The organism is Rurimicrobium arvi, from assembly GCF_039540495.1.
Taxonomy (GTDB): domain Bacteria; phylum Bacteroidota; class Bacteroidia; order Chitinophagales; family Chitinophagaceae; genus Rurimicrobium; species Rurimicrobium arvi.
This window is the reverse complement of record NZ_BAABEZ010000013.1, coordinates 23,133-41,738: the sequence shown is the minus strand read 5'-3', so window position 1 is coordinate 41,738 and position 18,606 is coordinate 23,133. Positions and strand designations below refer to the sequence as shown.

At 51.1% G+C, this 18,606-nt stretch carries 13 protein-coding genes; 1 reads left to right on the top strand and 12 read right to left on the bottom strand.

Going from position 1 to position 18,606, the window contains the following annotated elements:
* Window positions 1-435: 435 nt before the first annotated feature.
* The 4 genes from ABD846_RS04910 to ABD846_RS04895 all read right to left on the bottom strand — a co-directional run bounded on the left by ABD846_RS04910 (window position 436) and on the right by ABD846_RS04895 (window position 7,543).
* A complete protein-coding gene (locus ABD846_RS04910) occupies window positions 436-1,656 on the bottom strand; it encodes an MFS transporter (RefSeq protein ID WP_344823255.1) in 1,221 nt (406 codons plus the stop codon).
* A gap of 136 nt (window positions 1,657-1,792) precedes the next feature.
* Entirely contained in the window at window positions 1,793-2,908 is a 1,116-nt protein-coding gene (locus ABD846_RS04905) for an efflux RND transporter periplasmic adaptor subunit (protein ID WP_344823253.1), read from the bottom strand.
* 10 nt (window positions 2,909-2,918) lie between these two features.
* Window positions 2,919-6,137 carry an efflux RND transporter permease subunit gene (locus tag ABD846_RS04900; RefSeq protein ID WP_344823250.1) on the bottom strand — a complete coding sequence of 1,073 codons (3,219 nt, stop codon included), beginning with the start codon at window positions 6,135-6,137 and terminating at the stop codon, window positions 2,919-2,921.
* Between the two features lie 20 nt (window positions 6,138-6,157).
* Complete coding sequence (locus ABD846_RS04895) at window positions 6,158-7,543, bottom strand: TolC family protein (RefSeq protein WP_344823248.1); 1,386 nt, start codon at window positions 7,541-7,543, stop codon at window positions 6,158-6,160.
* Window positions 7,544-7,876: 333 nt separating this feature from the next.
* Between ABD846_RS04895 and ABD846_RS04890 the strand changes: the two genes are divergently transcribed.
* Window positions 7,877-8,500 (top strand): hypothetical protein, encoded by a 624-nt coding sequence (locus ABD846_RS04890; protein WP_344823246.1) that lies wholly within the window; start codon window positions 7,877-7,879, stop codon window positions 8,498-8,500.
* Between the two features lie 40 nt (window positions 8,501-8,540).
* Here ABD846_RS04890 and ABD846_RS04885 read toward each other — a convergent pair whose 3' ends face one another.
* From ABD846_RS04885 to ABD846_RS04850, 8 genes are all read right to left on the bottom strand, one after another.
* Window positions 8,541-9,848, bottom strand: a complete 1,308-nt coding sequence (locus ABD846_RS04885; protein WP_344823244.1) for a sensor histidine kinase — start codon at window positions 9,846-9,848, stop codon at window positions 8,541-8,543.
* Complete coding sequence (locus ABD846_RS04880) at window positions 9,832-10,521, bottom strand: response regulator transcription factor (protein WP_344823242.1); 690 nt, start codon at window positions 10,519-10,521, stop codon at window positions 9,832-9,834. The genes ABD846_RS04885 and ABD846_RS04880 overlap by 17 nt, the downstream gene beginning before the upstream one ends.
* 119 nt (window positions 10,522-10,640) lie before the next feature.
* Complete coding sequence (locus ABD846_RS04875; protein WP_344823240.1) at window positions 10,641-13,787, bottom strand: efflux RND transporter permease subunit; 3,147 nt, start codon at window positions 13,785-13,787, stop codon at window positions 10,641-10,643.
* On the bottom strand, window positions 13,784-14,089 hold the full coding sequence (locus ABD846_RS04870; RefSeq protein WP_344823238.1) for a DUF190 domain-containing protein: 306 nt from the start codon (window positions 14,087-14,089) through the stop codon (window positions 13,784-13,786). The genes ABD846_RS04875 and ABD846_RS04870 overlap by 4 nt, the downstream gene beginning before the upstream one ends.
* Before the next feature lie 21 nt (window positions 14,090-14,110).
* Window positions 14,111-15,166 carry an efflux RND transporter periplasmic adaptor subunit gene (locus ABD846_RS04865; protein ID WP_344823236.1) on the bottom strand — a complete coding sequence of 352 codons (1,056 nt, stop codon included), beginning with the start codon at window positions 15,164-15,166 and terminating at the stop codon, window positions 14,111-14,113.
* 3 nt (window positions 15,167-15,169) lie between these two features.
* On the bottom strand, window positions 15,170-16,417 hold the full coding sequence (locus tag ABD846_RS04860) for a TolC family protein (protein ID WP_344823234.1): 1,248 nt from the start codon (window positions 16,415-16,417) through the stop codon (window positions 15,170-15,172).
* A 120-nt stretch (window positions 16,418-16,537) separates the two neighbouring features.
* Window positions 16,538-17,905: a sensor histidine kinase gene (locus tag ABD846_RS04855; RefSeq protein WP_344823232.1), complete on the bottom strand. Its 1,368-nt coding sequence runs from the start codon at window positions 17,903-17,905 to the stop codon at window positions 16,538-16,540.
* Entirely contained in the window at window positions 17,902-18,582 is a 681-nt protein-coding gene (locus ABD846_RS04850) for a response regulator transcription factor (RefSeq protein ID WP_344823230.1), read from the bottom strand. The genes ABD846_RS04855 and ABD846_RS04850 overlap by 4 nt, the downstream gene beginning before the upstream one ends.
* Between the last annotated feature and the right edge of the window lie 24 nt (window positions 18,583-18,606).

Genomic DNA, 18,606 nt, shown 5'->3' with positions numbered 1-18,606 from the left:
CCTTCTTCACTTGGGTTGTTCCAACCCTTCGCTCATTGGCGCGCAATGACACACCCTGGGTGGGGTTTGATGGTCGTGCGAGAATGCTTGCACGCTGCTCACACACGCTGGTTTCCCCTCCCCGGAGGGGGCAGGGGTGGGTTTCGGTTTCTCGTCATTGCGAGACGCGTATAGCCCTTCGCTGAGGCGCGTCGAAGCAATCTTATTTTTGCACACGCTACGCTCATCGTATTTTTCAGACCCACCCCCGGCCCCTCCCGATCCCGATAGCTATCGGGAGCAATCTTTACAGTACGCGTTTGAGATTGCTTTGCCTTCTTCACTTGGGTTGTTCCAACCCTTCGCTCATTGGCGCGCAATGACACACCCTGGGTGGGGTTTGATGGTCGTGCGGGGACGACCGTGGCATAGCAACACCAATCTTATCCGGCTGTGCTATTCTTCCAGATAATTCAGATCGAGCCCGAAGCTTTCGCGTATTTTGTATGTGCAGATCAGTGACAGACCGCTAAGGATAAACATCATGATATATCCGGCCTGGATGATACCGTAACGTGCCACAAAGAATTCAAACGCGAAGGTGATCGGGATCAGTGCACCGCGGATAAAGTTGGGTGCGGTGGTGGTCACCGTCGCGCGCAGATTGGTGCCGAACTGTTCCGAAGCAATGGTTACGAAAGTGGCCCAGTATCCGACAGACATACCCAGGAAAAAGGCTATGGTTGCAAACTTAGATTCGTCCATGCCTTTACTGGAAAGATACAGGCATGCGATGCCCAGTGACACGATATGGAATACCATCATCACGAAGCGGCGGGATCTGGTAAGCTGCGCCAGCAGACCTGCGAGTACTTCCCCGATAGACAGACCTATGTATGCGATCATGATTCCTTTCCCTGCGCTGAGCGTTTCGGTGCTGCTCAGCGCTTTACCGATCTCCGGTGCCTGCGTGATCAGGATGCCCACCACGTACCATAAAGGCAGTCCGATACCGAGACAGTAAATGTAGCGCATGAGTCGCTTGCGGTCGGTGAGGATCATCGAGAATCTGCCTTTCGCCACATGTTGCAGTTCGGCCGAGCGGAACATGCCCGATTCGAAAATGCCCACGCGCATTAATAACAGCAGCAGTCCCATGCCACCTCCCACGAAATACGCATTGCGCCAGTTGAAATGTTCCGATACAAAGTAAGCCGCTGCCGCACCCAATACACCGATGCCGGCAACGATCATCGTTCCGTAGCCACGCTTCTCCTTACTCATGCTCTCACTCACGAGCGTGATCCCCGCTCCGAGCTCGCCTGCAAGCCCGATCCCGGCAATAAGGCGTATCCACGCATAGGTATTCACGTCGTGTACGAATCCGTTCGCAATATTACCCAGCGAATACAGCAGGATAGATCCGAACAGTACTTTCAGCCTTCCGTATTTGTCTCCGATAATTCCCCAGATGAAGCCGCCGATGAGCAGACCGAACATCTGCATGTTGATCACAAACTCACCTTTGGTACGAAGCAGTTCTTCGGCTACGCCTATTTCCCTGAAGCTCTTGACGCGCACGATAGAGAAAATGACCAGGTCGTAGATGTCTACAAAATAGCCGAGGGAGGCGACCAGGATGAGCAGTCCCAGATTTTTACGAGATTCCTGTTGCATAAAAAAATTTGAGGGCGTTTGATTGTTGTGCTCCAAGATAAAGGTTTCCTCCGGAAAGGGAAGGTGCGAAGCTGGCAATTTGGTATGCATAAAAAAAGACCGGCATCAGCCGGTCTTCTCCTGTTTCCTGTTTTGTTTACTGTATGTTGAGTTTGCCGAGCGAACTCCCCTTATGGATCTCCTCACTGGCATTACGAATGATCACATCTCCGTCGTGCAGTTCGCCGAATACCTGTGTCTGTGCGGTATCGCTGCGCCCCGTGGCTACGGGAATCCATATGGCTTTCTGCTGATCTGCTTTGATCACGAAGGTACCCTCCGTGGATTGCAGCACAGCGCTGTTGGGTACGACAAAAATATTGCCGGCTCCGCGTAGCTGCAGCTGTACTTCGGCCACCATTCCCGGAAGGAGGATGTGGTTTTTGTTTTCTACGTCCATTTCGGTCCTTTGGGCGCGCAGTCGGTTGTCGAGCGCTCCGGCAAGCCGGCTTACGTGGGCCGTGAATTGCTGATCAGGTAACGATTTTACGGAAAAGCGCACACCGGTGCTGTCGTTGACAGCACCTGCATAAGCAGCGGGCACACTCACCACCAGGCGAAGTTTGTCCTGTTGCTGCAAGGTGAACAGGGGCATTTCGGAACCTTTGCCGGAAGGTCCTGCATATGCACCGGCGCTTACATTCCGCGCGGTGATCACTCCGTCGAAAGGAGCTCTTATCTGCAGGTAGTCGTTGTTCACACCAACTTCCGACTGTGCTGCCCTTGCGGCCTCCAGTTGTGCGAGGTCGGATTTCTGGCGCGCGAGGGCCAGGTCCAGGTCGTTTTGTGAAATCGTTCCGGGCGTCTGGCTTGTTTGCAGCAGGCGGTCGTAGGTTGCTTTGCTGGAGAGATAGATCGCTTCCTGGGATTTGAGCCGGGAGGTGGCGGCGGACATCTGTGCACTCAGTTCGGGTGCCTCCAGTGTTGCCAGCAGCTGTCCTGCTTTTACGCGGGTGCCCACATCGGCATATAGTTTTTTAACGAAGCTGTTGACCTTGGCGTAAAGATCCACCTGCTGGTATGCCTGTAGTTCACCGGGTATCTGTACGCCGGAGTTCAGGGAGGCTTTAGACAGGCGGAATGCCTGCAGTGCCGGTGCTTCCTGTTGTTGCGGCGCAGCTGCGTTATGCTTGTCTGAGCAGCTGAGTAAGCCGGTTCCTGCAAGGAGCAGTAATGCTGCCGGCAAATGTTTGTATTGTTGGTAAAGTATCATTGCTGAGAAACTATTGGTTGGGTGTTGCATAGAAGAATTTGCTTTCCGGGTCTTCCGGATCAAGAGATACGCTTTGCGTGGTCGCTTTTCCCTGTCCCCATGCAAAGGCAAGCGGCAGGATCAGTAAGGCCGCGAAGGTGGATGCGATCAGTCCGCCGATCACGGCCCTCCCGAGTGGAGAGGTCTGATCTCCGGCATCACCGATGCCCATTGCCATCGGTATCATACCCACCACCATTGCGAGGGCAGTCATCACGATCGGGCGCAGGCGCAGGGATGCGGCTTCTCTTGCGGATTGCAGCGCGTTGCCGTTATGCTTACGCAGTTGCTCCGCATTCGTGATCAGCAGTACGGCGTTGGAAATGGACACCCCTACCGACATGATGATACCCATATACGACTGCAGGTTCAGCGTGGAGCGGCATGCAAGGAGGAGCAGCAGCGATCCCATGATCACCGCGGGCACCGTGGTAAGCACTACGCCCGATACTTTAAACGACTGGAAATTGGCAGCCAGCATCAGGAAGATCACCACAATCGCAATGATCAGGCCGTTTTGCAGACTGTCCAGTGTGTCATTGAGCGTATTGCTCAGTCCGATCAATTCAACGTTCAGGCCACGGGGTAATTCCCCGAGTCCGGCAATTGCCGTACGCACATCTTTTCCTGCCTGAGCCAGGTCTTCACCGGATATATTCGCGGTGACCGTGAGGGTAGGCATTGCGCCGAGGTTATCCGTTTCGCCATAGGTAGTGCCGGTACTCAATGTGGCCACATCTCCCAATACAGGACGGGGTGCGTTTTTCAACAACGGGATTTCACGGATGTCTTCCTGGCTTGCCATTTTGCTTTCCGGAACTTCCACCTGTACGCTGTAGCTGTATCCGCCTTTCTCATCCACCCATACGTTCTTTTCTGTAAAACGGGAAGAAGAGGTGGAAGCAATCAGGGAACGCGACACATCACTCATATCCACTCCCAGCTGTGCAGCACGTACGCGGTCGATGCTGATGTTCACTGAAGGATAGGAGATTGACTGGCCGATCTGCACGTCCCGCAGGTAATCTACTTTTTGTAAGGCAGCAACCAGCTTTTTGGCGTACGCTTCATTCTGTGATTTATTACGTCCGGAGAAGCGCACCTCTATAGGTGTGGGCGATCCCTGACTCAGAATCTTATCCGTAAGCTCGATCGGTTCAAAGGACAGCTTCATGGAATTGTTGATCTGTTTTGCCTTTGCGCGAATCTTATCTTTCAGTTCATCCAGGTCGGTATGGTAATGCTCGCTCAGCGCCACCTGTACCACTGCTTCATGCGGTCCGGCCATCCAGAGGAATATCGGACTGATAGAGAACAGTTGCGGGTGTGTGCCGACGTAGGCCGAAGTGATGGAAATATTGTCTTTCCCCGTGATCTCTCTGATACCCTCGATCAGCCTGATCGTCTGCTCTTCGGTACGCTCTACACGGGTGCCGTCGGGCAGGCGCATGCGCAGCTGGAATTGTTTCCCGTTTACCTTAGGCAGTACATCCCGTCCGATACCATTCAACAGTAAAGCTGCACATACTGTGATCAGCACCAGGTAAGCCGATACGATCTGTTTCCGGTAGGGCATCATACGGTCGATGAGGCTCAGGTAACGTTGCTTGAGTTTTTCAAAACCCGATACTTTTCCATTACTGTTTGTATCGGCACGTTGTGCAAGGTGCTCTTTTGCCGTTGTCCCGACTTCCGCATGCTGCGGGCCATGGTGCTTCACCTTCATGAGCCAGTTGGCCATTACCGGTACAAAGGTCTGCGCCAGAAAATAGGAAATGATCATGGAGAAACCGATAGCCAATGCCAGCGGCAGGAACAATGATCCGGGTATCCCGCCCATCGTAAATGCCGGAGCGAACACCGCGAGGATACAGAACAGGATCAGCAGTTTGGGGAACGCGATCTCCTTACATGCGTCCCATATGGCAAGCGATTTGGGTTTGCCCATATCCAGGTGCTGGTGTATGTTCTCGATGGTTACCGTGCTTTCATCCACAAGAATACCGATCGCAAGCGCAAGTCCGCTCAGCGTCATGATGTTGATCGTTTGTCCGAACAGGTTCAGGAACAGAACTGCCGATACGATGGAGGTGGGGATGGTCATGATCACGATCAGTGCACCACGCACATCTTTCAGGAAAAGCATTACCATAAGACCGGTCAGTATAGCGCCGATAATGCCTTCGTGAAGCAGGCTTTCCACTGCGTTGATCACATAAGTGGATTGGTCGAACTCATAACTGAGCTTTACGTCTTCGGGTAACTGGGCCTGCATTTTCGGAATGGCGGCTTTCAGGTTCTGCACTACTTCCCAGGTGGATGCATCGGCACTTTTTGCGATACTGAGATAAACCGACCGGCGCCCGTTTACCAGTGCATACCCCGAAGTGATATCTGCGCCATCCTCTACTGTGGCCACATCGCGCAGGTACAGGTTTTGTACCGAACCTTTGAACAGCGGAATGTTTTCAAAATCTTTAATTGTTTTGATCGTGGTATTGGCGGGTGTGATATAGTTTTTGTCGCCTATACGCACATTACCGGAGGGCGCTGTCTGGTTGTTCAGACGCATGGCTTCCACCAGCTGGTCAGGCGTCATGTTGTGCTGGCGCAGCAATTCCGGATCCGCTTTGATCACCACCGTTCTTACGTTCCCGCCAAAAGGAGGCGAAGAAACCAGTCCCGGTATGGAGGTGAAAGAGGAGCGTACATATACGTTTGCAAGGTCCAGCAATTCGTTGTTACTGCGTTTTTCGCTGCTGAGTACCATCTGGCCTACGGGTAGGGTGGAAGCGTCGAAGCGGATAATAAACGGTGGATTTGATCCGGGTGGGAATGCAGCCTGGATGCGGTTTGAGAACGCACTTACTTCCGCTGCCGCCTGCGCCATATTGGTGCCCGGGTAGAAGTTGATCTTCATCAGGGTAAGGCCCTGGATGTTTTTCGTTTCAATGCTTTTGATCCCGTTTACAAACAGGAATATGTTGATGTATTGTTTTGCGAAGAACGCTTCCATCTGCGTGGGAGTGTATCCGCCGAACGGATGTGAGACATAGATCACCGGCATATCCAGCTTGGGGAAGATGTCTATCTTGATGCTGCGCACAGCCTTCACTCCGAAGAAAAACAGTCCCGCAACCAATACAAGAATGGTGATGGGTTTTCTGAGCGCGAAGCGGATGAGATTCATAATATATAGCTGGTATTGATTTAGAGTTGGGATTCAAAAAGATTATAGTCGCCGCTTGCGGCTGCTTTCAGCAGCAGGGCCTGCCAGACATTGCAGTAGGCTATATCGCGTTCGGTCTCTGCACGTATCAGCGTGTACATTGACTGTGTGAGATCCACGAGGTTGGTCAGTCCGTTTTTGTATAACACCGACTTTTGCTGGTAGGCATCTGAAGCCGCTTTTACCTGGATGTTCACTTCATTATAGTTGTCGAGTGCAAAGCGCATCTTATTGCCGGCAAGCTCTGATTGCAATTGCAACTGACGCTGCGCCAGATCGTATTCATCCTGTAAGCCCTGTGTTATCAGGCGCTGTGCTTTTACCTGTTGTGCGCTCCGATAGGGTTGTGTAAGGTTCCAGTTGAGTCCGAGCCCCACCAGGTAGTTGGAGCGTGTCGGAGAAATGCCTGTCCAATAGTCATGGGTATAGTCGTTCTGGTTGCTGGCATAGCCGTTTCCGAATCCGGAGGCTCTTGTCTGGTAAATGGATACGAAGGAGAGAGAAGGGTAATAGAAGGAGCGCAGGTAATCTGTTTGCTTTTTACTCTGGTAGACGCGGCTGTCATACCATTGAAGTACGGGGTGCGTGCTCACGACGGTTTCTGTCTGCAGAACGCCCGTTGGTATTTTTTGCAGGAAAGAGGAATCCAGCAGGAACTCTGATTCGGGCAATCCGGTGAGCAGCGCCAGCTGATTGGCCTGTTCCTGTTCCTGGTCGCGGGCTTTGGTTAGCGCGATCCGGGCATTGGAGACTTCTGCATTGGCCTGTGAGGAATCGACGCCGGCGACGAGTCCGTTCAGTGCTTTTGCCCGTACAACGCGGCGGAAAGTATCGGCGCGCAGTAAATTCTTTTCGTAGGAGTAAACGAGCTTTTGCGCTGCGAGCAGGTTCAGGTAAGTGCCTGCGACTTTTATTTCATGCCTGAACAGTTCCTGCTGCCAGTCCAGTCGGTCCCGGTTGGCAACGGCTCTGGCCGACTCCATGCGGTTGCGGGCTTTTCCGAACGCAAATACCTCCCAGTTGAAATTGGCGAGGTACAATGCGCCGAATGCCGCATTCCAGTTTTGCTGTTGCAGCGGCAGCCCTGACGATGATGCGGCGAATCCTCCGAATCCGTACAGAGGACCGTTTTGTCCGTTTACGGTACCATAATCCTGTTGCGCGCTGAGCACGAGATTCGGGAACATATCCCGGAGTGCCGCGCTGGCCGAAGCTGCTGAAGAGCGTGCATAGGCGTCTTTGGCTTTCAGCGTTTCATAATTGGCGACTCCTTTGGCGACGGCTTCCCTGAGTGTGAGTGTCTGGGCGTAAATGCCGCCCGAGGTAAGCAATATTAATAGTGACAGTATGAACCTTTTATGATGCATGGTGTTCCTCTCTTTGCGAATACGGGTGCAAAGTGACTACATCATTTTGAAGCAATTTTGAAGCGGGCAGTGTAATATTGATAAAATCAGTCTTAGTTCTGCAAAGACAGGCATAGTATAGTTTCGGGCTATTCAGGAGTTGTTAAATTACCCGGTCTTAAAAATTAAATCTTACTTTTGGCTCATGTCTGATAAGGAATTAAGAGAATTCTCCGACGCTATGAAGAGATATACCAAGAAACTGGCTAAAGATAAGCGGGCTTCGAAAGCTTTTCTGGTCCGCACAGGCATTATTACAGAGAAGGGTAATTTGAGAAAACCTTATAAACACCTATGTATTCCACAAGGCCAGGATTAGTACTTGCTTTTCATGGTTGCGATGAGCGTTTGATTCCTGACTTGTTACACGGCAAAACTTCGCTAAAGGATAGCAAGAACAAATATGACTGGTTAGGTAACGGTGTTTATTTCTGGGATAATAGTCCAAGCAGAGCATTGGAATTTGCTACGTTTCTGAGTAAGTTACCCAATAAACATAACAGGTCCAACCAGGTTACAAGTCCTGCCGTAATCGGAGCGGTTTTAGATATGGGACATTGTCTGGATCTTCTGGATTACAAAAATCTGGAGCTATTAAAGGATGGGTACGATCTTATGTCTACCTCCTACGGACATGTAGGAAAAATTATTCCCCAAAACAAACCTCTTAAAGACAATGCTGATTTGATACTCCGTGAATTGGATTGTGCCGTAATTGAAACGATTCATCAGTTTAGAAAAGACAGCAGGCTCCCTCCCTACGACTCTGTCAGAGGTGTTTTTTGGGAAGGAAAGGAGCTCTATCCAGACGCGGGCTTCCGAGAGAAAAATCACATTCAGATCTGTATACGAAATCCCAATTGTATCAAGGGCTATTTTCTTCCTCAGAAATTTAACGACAAATTCAATAAGGTATAGAACTTCGTTCTGACGTTTTGGGGGCAGCCCGGAAAATCAATTATGCCACTTCAGACAATAGAGGTGATTGGGAAACAACCTCGCCCGCAGCGGCTATTTTGCCTTTAAATCCGACTGAAAGTATATGCCAGTCTCCTTCCGTAGCGTAGCTGAGCGCATACCGGTGCAGTTCGCATATCTGTTTCACGATCGCAAGGCCGATACCCACGCTTTGTTCACATTTATTGCCTTTTTTGAAACGCTGGAACATATCCGCTGAAGGATGTTCCAGGCGCGGACCTGTATTGCGGACGGTCAGCTGGTTTTGGTTCAGGAAAACTTCAATGCGACCGCCGGTTATATTGTGCCGTATAGCATTGCTGAGCAGGTTGTTGAGCAGCAGCACCAGCAGGTCTTTATGCAATATCAGCTGTACATCGTCTTCGATAGCGATGTGAACGGAAAGGCCTTTCATTTCGATCAGTTCTTCATAGTCTTCCACTGTATCTTTCAGCACTTCGCTGATGCAGATGGCCGTATTGCTGTGGTATTCGTGGTTTTCCAGGCGAGCGAGCAGTGTAAGCGAACTGTTGATGCGCGATAGCTTTTCCACCGCATTCTGTACATCCGTGATCATTGCTGCCTGTTGTCCGCTCACACCCGACTGCATCAGCAACTCCAGCTTGCCGCGCATGATGGCTACCGGAGTTTGTAATTCGTGTGATGCATTTTCAGAAAATTCCTTCAGCGAAACATAGTCGTCTACCGCTTTATCGGTCATTTTCTTCAGGAATGCATTCAGTTCGCGGAATTCTGCGGTGTTGGTCGGCTCGAATTCAAGCTTCTGTTTTTGTGCGAGATTGAACCGGTCTACCTGTTTCAGTGTTTTTTTGAAGGGGCCGAGTATGATGCGGGATACAAATCTTGCCGATATGCCGATAAGTCCCAATATCATCGCCCATTTCCAGATGATGGAAATTTCCAGTCCGGTGAGCACCTCTTCCGAGCTTGGAACATGATCGAGCGTTGTGATCTTATAGTTCTTATTGTTGATCGTATGGTAGCTGCTCACCGTGAGCACCGCTTCCCCGGGTTTACCCTCATTTTTGCCGCATACCCGGCTCACCTCGTCCGCCGTACCGGCTTTTGCTACTTCTGTAACGCTTACTGCCCTTGTGTTGATGTATGCCGGAACGGGTTTGCCCTTCTTCAGATCTTCGGCCACCTGCCTGTTCACCTGTTTCAGGTGTTCTGTAGAAGCTTTATCGATGCGGTATTTGATTGTATGGTAAGTGGTCATTGTGCCGACCACGGTACAGGCAAGCACAATCGCAAGGTACCAGAGCGTGAATTTATTTACCAGTTTCATTTGCGTTGAATTTATAGCCCATACCGTAAACGGTCGTTACGTAGTCGTTGCCTCCTGCCTGACTGATTTTCTTGCGCAGGTTTTTTACGTGCTGATATACGAAGTCGAAATTAGAAAGGTCGTCGGTGTAGTCGCCCCACAGGTGCGTCGCGATTGCCTGTCGCGACAGGACACGGTTTTTGTTGATGATGAAATACAGCAACAGGTCAAATTCTTTACGGGTAAGGTCCAGCAACTGACCGTTGACGAATGCCTCAAACGTATTGGTGTTCAGCTCCAGTTCGTTGAACCGAAGGAGAGCGCTTCCCTGCAGTGTTTTGCGCCGGTAGATGGTTCTGATCCGGGCATTGAGTTCTGATAAATGGTAAGGCTTTGTCAGGTAGTCGTCGGCGCCGCCTTCCAGACCGGTGATCTTATCGTCGAGTGAGTTTTTGGCGGAGGTGATCAGGATATTCGTGTTCTGGTGTTCGCTTTTCATCATATCGAGCACCTCGAGTCCGTTGCCGTCCGGAAGCATGATATCCAGGAGCACACAGTCGTAGGTGAAGATGCTCAGCTTTTCCACAGTCTCGGTATAAGAGGCGCTGATCTCGCAGATGTATCCTTCCCTAAGCAGGAATTCCTGTGTGCTCAGGGCCAGATCATGATTGTCTTCCACGACGAGAATTTTCATAGCTGCTGCAAAGGTCCTTTATTTTGCTAAAAAGGAAAGGCTTCTGTCGTTAAAATGCGACAGAAGCCCTTTGTGATCATTAAAAAGTCTGATAATGACTTATCTGCGGTAACAGACCTTTAAAGTATATCTTCTTTTGGTTTTATCTTCTCCGGTTTTGCAGCTTTTACAACGGCCCAGTAATACAGGGACGGGAGTACCGTTGGTGCGAACAACAAGGTAAAGGTGAGTCCGCCGATGATCACCGTTGCCAGCGGGCGCTGCACATCGGATCCGATGCCGGTGCTGGTGGCGGCAGGGATCAAACCGATAATCGCTACGATCAGCATCATGAGTATTGCTCTGAACTGGGTTCCCGCAACCGCCTTAAGCGAGTCTGCGGAATGATCGCAGGCGCTGTGTGTGTCGCGCATAAATGCGGACACCAGTAATACCCCGGCCATTACCGATATCCCGAAAATAGATACAAAACCGACACCTGCGGATACGTTGAAGTGATAGCCGCGCAGGAATAATGCGAAGATGCCGCCCGCCAGTGCAAACAGGATACAGCTCATCGTTACGAAGGTCTGCTTCATGTTTTTGAACAGCATGAACAGGAATACGAATACGATGATGATCGTCAGCGGGATTGTCAGGGACAGCTGTTTCCCCGCACGCTCCAGGTTCTCATACTGACCGCCGAAGATGATCGAATATCCTTTGGGCACTTTGATCTGTTTGCCGATTTTGGATTGCAGTTCGCTTACGAATGAACCCTGGTCTCTTCCGCGGACATTGGTTCTTACGGTAACCATGCGCTTGCCGTCGATGCGGTAGATGTTTGTCTGGCCGTCAATGAAACGGATGTCGGCCAGTTGTTCCATTGGTATCAGCGCTCCGGATGCGGAGGGGACCTGCAGGTTTTTAATGGCTTCAATCGTGTTCCTGTTTTCGGGCAGGTAACGGATCACCATATCGTAGCGTTTGGTGCCGTCGTACAGCGTGCCGATCGGTTTTCCGCCGATTGCGGCTTCGATCATTGCCTGGATGTCGGAAACGTTGATCCCGAAACGGGCAGCATTTTCCCGGTTGATGTTGATGGAAAGCTGTGCCTGCCTGCCTTCCTGTTCGATGTTTACGGATGCAGACCCTTGTGTGTTGCGTACAATGGCCGCAATACTGTCTGCTTTCTGGCGCATCATGTGCAGGTCGTCTCCCACTACGGAAATCGCCAGGTCTGCGGCACTGCCGGTTACGATCTCCATTACCTGGTCGATGATAGGTTGCCCGGAGTTGAATGAAGCACCGGGCAGGTTGCGTTCGAGGTCTTTCTGGATGCGGCTCAGCAGCTCCTTCTTACTGATGGTATCGCTCCATAGTTTATAGTCTTTCAGTCCGACCAGTATTTCCGTCCTGTTCGTAGGGAAGGGATCGGTTCCGTCGTCGTTGCGTCCTGACTGTGTGATCACATAACGCACAGGTCCGTATTTGGAAATGATCTCTCTGATGCGTGGAGCAATCTTGGCATTTTCCTGTATCGTAACCCCTGCCGGCAGAAACGCACGCATAAAAATAGAGCCTTCGTCCAGTTCCGGAAGAAATTCGGAGCCGAGCCGCGCACCCAGTGCGATCAGTATCAATATAATTGTGCCGGAAACGATCACGGTTCTTTTATAGTGACGCATCAGTATTTCGAGCAAACGGAGGTAACGTTGTTCCAGGTAATCGAGTATACGGTTCTTATGCGCTTTTACATTTTCTCCGGCATCCAGGTTTTTGCGGTATGCAAACGATATCAATACCGGAATCAGGGTGAGCGCGCAAAGCATGGACCCGATCACGGCAAACGCAAGCGTCAGCGCCATCGGTGAAAATAATTTCCCTTCCACGCGTGTCATCATCAGGATTGGCGTATAGGCAAGGATGATGATCGTAACGGAGAAGAATATCTCCCGGCCCACTTCCTGCGCAGCGTTCAGTGTGATGCGTATAATGCCTTCTTTGCGTTCTTCGGCGCTGGCCTCCCTGTAACGCCGTATCAGGTGTTCGGCCATAATACAGGCGCCGTCTACAATGATCCCGAAATCGATGGCGCCCAGCGAAAGCAGGTTTGCCGGAATACCGGTGAGGCGCATCAGGATAAACGCAAACAGCAGCGCAAACGGTATGGTTGCCGTTACCACAAGGGCGGAACGGATGCTGCCCAGGAAAAATATCAATACAATGATCACGATGCTCACACCTTCAAACAGCGTATGGGCTACGGTCTCCAGTGAATGGTCGATCAGGAAGCTGCGGTCGTACAGTACGCGCAGTTTTACACCTTCCGGAAGTTCGGTTTCCTGCAGGTCGGCAATTTTTTGCTTGAGTAATTTCAGCACCTCGCTGGGGTTTTCACCACGCCGCAACAGAATAATTCCTTCGGGCGAGCCTACTTTGTCGATTCCTTCATCGGGCACGGCATATCCGAGCACGCCGGATGGGGGAGGCGGTGCTGTTTCCACACTCGCCACATCCCGGACATATACCGGAACGCCGCCGATTGCGCTGATCACAATGTTCTGGATATCGGTCTCCGTTTTTACCGCACCGAGTCCGCGTACGGCAAAGCCCTGACCGCCGCGTTCGATCACGTTTCCACCGGTGTTCTGGTTGTTTTTCTGAACCGCGTCGATCACGTTCTGTAAGGTGAGATTGTACTTGCGGAGTTTATCAGGTGAGGTAAGAATATGGTATTGTTTCAGGGGACCGCCGAAATTGGTCACATCGGCGATGCCGGGTACCTGCAGTATTGCCGGGCGGATGGTCCAGTCCTGGAGATCGCGCAACTGCATCGGCGTGAAGCTGGCGGGAGCTTCCACCACGTAGCGGTAAATTTCGCCGACAGCCGTGGTCAGCGGTGCGAGCTCAGGACTTACACCATTTGGGAGATCAAGTGAGGAAAGGCGTTCGATCACCTGCTGCCTTGCGAAGTAATCATCCGTTCCGTCCTGGAAGGTGAGCTGCACTACGGAAAGACCGAATATCGTGCGGCTGCGGCGATCCAGCACGCGGGGAACATTGTTCAGTGCACGTTCGATAGGAATGGTCACCTGCTGTTCCACTTCTTCCGCCGCGCGGCCGTCGTAGGGGGCTACAATGATAACATTGGTGTCTGCAATGTCCGGGTAGGCCTCAATCTTGAGTTTGGTGAAACACCAGTAGCCAACCAGAGACAATACCACTGCGGCAATGATCACTGCCCAGCGATTGCGTAAAGAGAATAAGAGTATTTTGCGGATCATGCTTCAAATAAGTCTACCCGATGAGTGATGATGAGTCCGCCTGTAAACTCCTTACGGAGCAGGCGCAGGGCGTTCTTTACCGTTTCTTCGTTGTCAATAAAAGTGATCATCAGCGGCGGTTCGTCGAATGAGAACAGCTCTTCAGGCCGTTGCAGCCGGTGGTTGCGTCCGAAGCCCATCATTGCTTTGAAGAGCGTAGCGCCCTTTATGCCGTGCCGGATCAAAAAGGACATGATGAATTCAAATGCGGGTTGCGTGCCGTGCAGATCTTCGCGATCGATGTATATCTGAGCCTGTAGCATGATGCAGTTTTTTTAATCCGTTTAATAGCCGAACGAAATGCCTTTTAATTGCATGGTTCCTTCCGTCACCACCTGGTCTCCGGTTTGCAGGCCATCATACACAAGGATATGTTCGCCTATTTGCGGACCGGTAGTTACCGGTTTCCGGATGTAGGATCTCGCGTTCTCGCGTACGAAGACATATTGTTTGCCCTGCACCGTTACCACGGCAGATCTCGGAACGGAAAGCACGTTTCCCTCGCTTACCCCAAACTGTACCTGCGCAAACATGCCTGCTCTCAACTGGTAGCCTGTATGCTGCATGCCTATGCGCAGCTTTACCATGCGGGTAATATTGTCGATCACTTCGCCCACATCCTCTATGGTGCCTGTGAAGCTCGTATCGGGGAATGCAGTAAAGAACAGGGTGCAGCTATTGCCTTCCTGTACTTTTGTCACGAAGGTTTCCGGAATCTCGCAGATAAGCCAGACTTTTCCGAGGTCGGCGTGGATCAAACTTTCCGGGTCGAAGCCGGCGAGCTTCAGGCGCGCCTCGTGTTCGATGATACCTGTTTTTTCATTAGCCAGTTCTGTTTCCGCAACGGCCTTTTCTGTTTCGGCAGAGATCAGGTCTGTTTTGGCGTCGGCCACTTCTTTACCGGTACCGGCTCCATGTGCGGCAAGGTCGCTGAAGCGGGATACCTCTATTTCTTTCTGGCTCGCTATGGCGTTTTTCTGACGCACAATGTTCAGATGCTGACGTATGCTCATTACGTGCTGCAGCAATGCGGTATAGTTGGCTGTAAGATCCGGGTTGTCAAACAACACCAGGTTCTGATCCGGATTCTCGCGCGAACGCACGACAGTTGCCACCACCCGTGCCGGTGCGACAAAGGCGCCGTTCTCGTTGCCATGCAGTACCGGACTCACTTTAAAAAATGAAGTGGTTGCCGTGTCGTCCGGTAATAATATGTGTGCGCCGTTTTCGGTAACGACAGGTTTGTCTGAAGGTTTTTTCTGCTGGTCTTTCTGCGGGCTGTGGCAGGCGCTGAAAAACAGGCCGGCGATGATCCCCAGGTGTATGAGTCGTGTTTGCATCGGCTACAGTTGATTAATGATTCCGGTGGTGAATAATAGTTGCAGGTAGCTTTTCCGGTAATTGTACAGGGCCTCGTAATAAAGCTTTCGCGTGTCGTACCAGTTGCGTTGCGCATCGAGAAAGTCGATGATGGTGGTTCCGCCTCTGGTGTAGGCATACTGAACCGAGTGCAGTACATCTTCCGACTGATTGAGGATATCTCCGTATTGCTCTACAATATTCTTGTTGACATAATAGCTGGCACAGCTTATCTGTATTTCCGTCTGCATCTGTGTCTGCAATCCGTTCAAGGTTTCTCTCGCCTGTTCGAGGCTCACACGCGCTTTGCGTATGGCGCCCTGGTTTCTGTCGAAGATGGGTATCTGGATCGTTGCAAAAATACCTGCGTAGGGGACGGTGTTCTGAGGGTTCCAAATACCTCCGAGTTCCGGAACCGGCAGTGCGAGCTTACGCTGCAGTATTGCATTTGCCTGTGCGGCCTCGATACCGCTTTGTGCAGCCAGAACATCGGGACGCTGTCTTAATGCGCGTTCGACAAGGCTGTCTGCTGTGCAGGAAAACACCTGTTCCGCCACACCATCATTAGCGTCGATGCCGTCCACAGCGGTTCCGGTCAGGAAGGCCAGGTTCAGCAGTTCGTTCTGATAGTTTTGCTGTGCTGATTTTAGTTGCAGGTTGTATTGGGAAAGCAGCAATTGCGTACGCGTATAATCCGCTTTGCTGATTACTTCGTTCTTTAAGCGGATCTGTTGTGTCTGGGAAAGCGTATCTACATTGCGCCGGGCCTGCTCTGCGAGGTCGAGCGTCATTTTATTGTACCACACATCCAGCCATTTGTTGCCCACTTCCAGCAGTACACTCCGTTCTGCATCCATATAATTTTGCTCTGCCACGGTAATGGATTTGCGAGCAGCCTCAATTTTATAGTGGCGTTGGTTATTGAGGGCAACCGGTTTTGTCAATTGCCACCATACCTGTCTGTTCTGCGGCTGGTTGAACCTGGTGTCTTTTGCGAAGTTTTCCGGATGCACCATCTGCAGGGTCTGATTGTTCAGGTTCAGATTTTGCCGCGTACGCGCTGTAATCAGGTCGGCTTCCGCCATGCCGGTATTATACTTCAGTACCTTAAGCGTAGGACTGGAGCTGCGGGCTTTGTTCAGTGCCTGCCGGAAGCCCAGTGTCTGAGCGGTGGCAGGCATCCATAAAAACCCGGTCAGTATCAGTAAAGTTGTATGTCGTAGTGATATCATTGTCGGCCGGAGATTTGTACCGATTCCCGGAAGCGCGCAAAAATACCATGCGGCTTTTGTGCATACCATCGGAAACCTATTAGAAAATTATTAGAATTTTCCGGTTCCGGCAACTAATGTTTAAGAATTTGGTATATATACCGTAAAGGAAGTGCCTGCTCCGGGCGTGCTTTTGATATCTATAGATCCTTTATGAAGACCGATGATCTTGTAGGTGAGGGACAATCCGATGCCGCTTCCCTGCGCATAATGTCCGTTCTGTCCGCGGAAAAATGTCTGGGATAATTTTGGAATGTCCTGCGGCGGTATGCCTATACCCTTGTCTGAGAAGCTGATCTCAAGTGCGTTTCCTGTTTGCAATATGCTGACCATGCACCGGTGATCTTCTGAAAATTTGCAGGCATTTTCCAGCAGGTTGATAAATGCGACGCGCAGCAGGTATTCATTACCGGAACATTCCGGTGTTTCGGGTTCTTCGGTATTGCCGGCAAAATGCAGGTCTATATGATAATCCGGATTGGATTTTAATACAAATTGTCTTGCATCAAGCAGCAGCTCGTCGATACGCAGGGTGCGGAATATGATTTCCGACTCGTCGTAGCTTGCTTTTGCCATATCCAGCAGACCATTGCTGAGCCGGGCCAGTCGTTTCGCATCTGCAAGTGCGAGGCCGATCGCGTGTTTGTAATCAGCCTCTGTGCGGTACTGCGATAGCGCCAGCTCGAGTTCCGTAATAATAGCCGAAAGCGGCGTCCGGAGTTCGTGAGAGATATTAGATACGAATTGCTTTTGCGCGTCGAACGACTGTTCAAGCCGGTCCAGCATCTTATTAAAAGTGGCCGCCAGCTCTGCGAGTTCGTCTTTACCGCTTCCTGCCTGCAATCTCAGGTCGAGGTGCCGCGCGCTGATCTCCGCCGCCTGATCCACCATGTCTGATACCGGTTGCAATGCCTTGCGTGAAAAGAACACTCCGGCGCGGGCGGTAAGTGCGACTGCAAACAAAAAGCTGACAATAAGTATATACAGCAGTGCCTGCTGTTTGGCCAGTCCGATGGTATCCAGCGCTGCGGCCGTGATGATATACGGTTTGCCTCCCTGAGTATATAATATACCGATCGCCTGCTGATCGCCCTGCAGAAAATGTATCTCCTTCCTTGACAGGATTTTCCGCATCATTTCCGGTGTTTCTTTAACCTTGTCGCGTTCAACGGCATCATGGTACAACAGGTGATTGGCTGTGTCGAAGATGGCTACTTCCTCACGGTGGAGTCCGTTTGAAGAATAGGCCTGTATCTGCTGCAATACGCCGGGACTTATTTTCACTTCGAACAACAACTTCGCTTTGGTAATTGCCTGCTGTTTCAACCGCTTGTAATATTCTTCTTCGCGATTGAATGCATAAGCAAAATAGATCGCGCAGGCAAACACCGCCAGGATGCTTGCGATCAGGATCGTGAACAATAGCGTAAGCCGCAGGCGAATGGTCATCCTTCTTTAAAAATAAATCCGATACCGGGTTTTGTGTGAATCAATTTCGTTTCGAAATCCCTGTCGATCTTTTTGCGCAGGTAATTGATGTATACATCAATAAAGTTGGTGCCCGTGTCAAAAGTGGTGTCCCATACTTTTTCCGCGATCTCCGAACGCGAAAGTACGCGGCCCTGGTGCTGCATCATGAAGTGCAGTAATTTGAATTCTTTTGGCGTAAGACTGATCTCCGTGCTTCCCCGCTTCACCAGTTGCGTCATCGGAAATAAGGTAAGGTCTCCGATGCAGATTTTGTCCGGTGTTTTCTCCTGTGCCACCCGTGCACGTTTTGTGACCGCGCGTATACGTGCCAGCAATTCGCGGAAGTCAAAAGGTTTCACGAGATAATCATCCGCTCCCGAATCCAGTCCGTCTATTTTATCGTCGGTGGTTCCCAAAGCGGTGAGCATAATAACCGGCAACTGTGGTTTTGCGGCTCTGAGCTGCCTGCAGAGATCCAGTCCGTTCAGGTGCGGCAACATCACATCCATGATCACCGCGTCGAAGTCGTGCAGCATTGCAAGCTTTTTGCCGTCGATACCGTTCTGGGCTGTCCCGGTACTGAACCCTTGCTCCTCAAGGCCTCTGCGGATCAGTTCGGCAACGCGCAGATCGTCTTCGATAATAAGAATATGCATAGGATGCAATTGCTTTTCACAGGC

Excerpts from the sequence above, each read along its gene's own strand:
- ABD846_RS04910 (WP_344823255.1), bottom strand. The coding sequence starts at position 1,656 with ATGCAACAGGAATCTCGTAAAAATCTGGGACTGCTCATCCTGGTCGCC.
- ABD846_RS04905 (WP_344823253.1), bottom strand. The coding sequence starts at position 2,908 with ATGATACTTTACCAACAATACAAACATTTGCCGGCAGCATTACTGCTC.
- ABD846_RS04900 (WP_344823250.1), bottom strand. The coding sequence starts at position 6,137 with ATGAATCTCATCCGCTTCGCGCTCAGAAAACCCATCACCATTCTTGTA.
- ABD846_RS04895 (WP_344823248.1), bottom strand. The coding sequence starts at position 7,543 with ATGCATCATAAAAGGTTCATACTGTCACTATTAATATTGCTTACCTCG.
- ABD846_RS04890 (WP_344823246.1), top strand. The coding sequence starts at position 7,877 with ATGTATTCCACAAGGCCAGGATTAGTACTTGCTTTTCATGGTTGCGAT.
- ABD846_RS04885 (WP_344823244.1), bottom strand. The coding sequence starts at position 9,848 with ATGAAACTGGTAAATAAATTCACGCTCTGGTACCTTGCGATTGTGCTT.
- ABD846_RS04880 (WP_344823242.1), bottom strand. The coding sequence starts at position 10,521 with ATGAAAATTCTCGTCGTGGAAGACAATCATGATCTGGCCCTGAGCACA.
- ABD846_RS04875 (WP_344823240.1), bottom strand. The coding sequence starts at position 13,787 with ATGATCCGCAAAATACTCTTATTCTCTTTACGCAATCGCTGGGCAGTG.
- ABD846_RS04870 (WP_344823238.1), bottom strand. The coding sequence starts at position 14,089 with ATGCTACAGGCTCAGATATACATCGATCGCGAAGATCTGCACGGCACG.
- ABD846_RS04865 (WP_344823236.1), bottom strand. The coding sequence starts at position 15,166 with ATGCAAACACGACTCATACACCTGGGGATCATCGCCGGCCTGTTTTTC.
- ABD846_RS04860 (WP_344823234.1), bottom strand. The coding sequence starts at position 16,417 with ATGATATCACTACGACATACAACTTTACTGATACTGACCGGGTTTTTA.
- ABD846_RS04855 (WP_344823232.1), bottom strand. The coding sequence starts at position 17,905 with ATGACCATTCGCCTGCGGCTTACGCTATTGTTCACGATCCTGATCGCA.
- ABD846_RS04850 (WP_344823230.1), bottom strand. The coding sequence starts at position 18,582 with ATGCATATTCTTATTATCGAAGACGATCTGCGCGTTGCCGAACTGATC.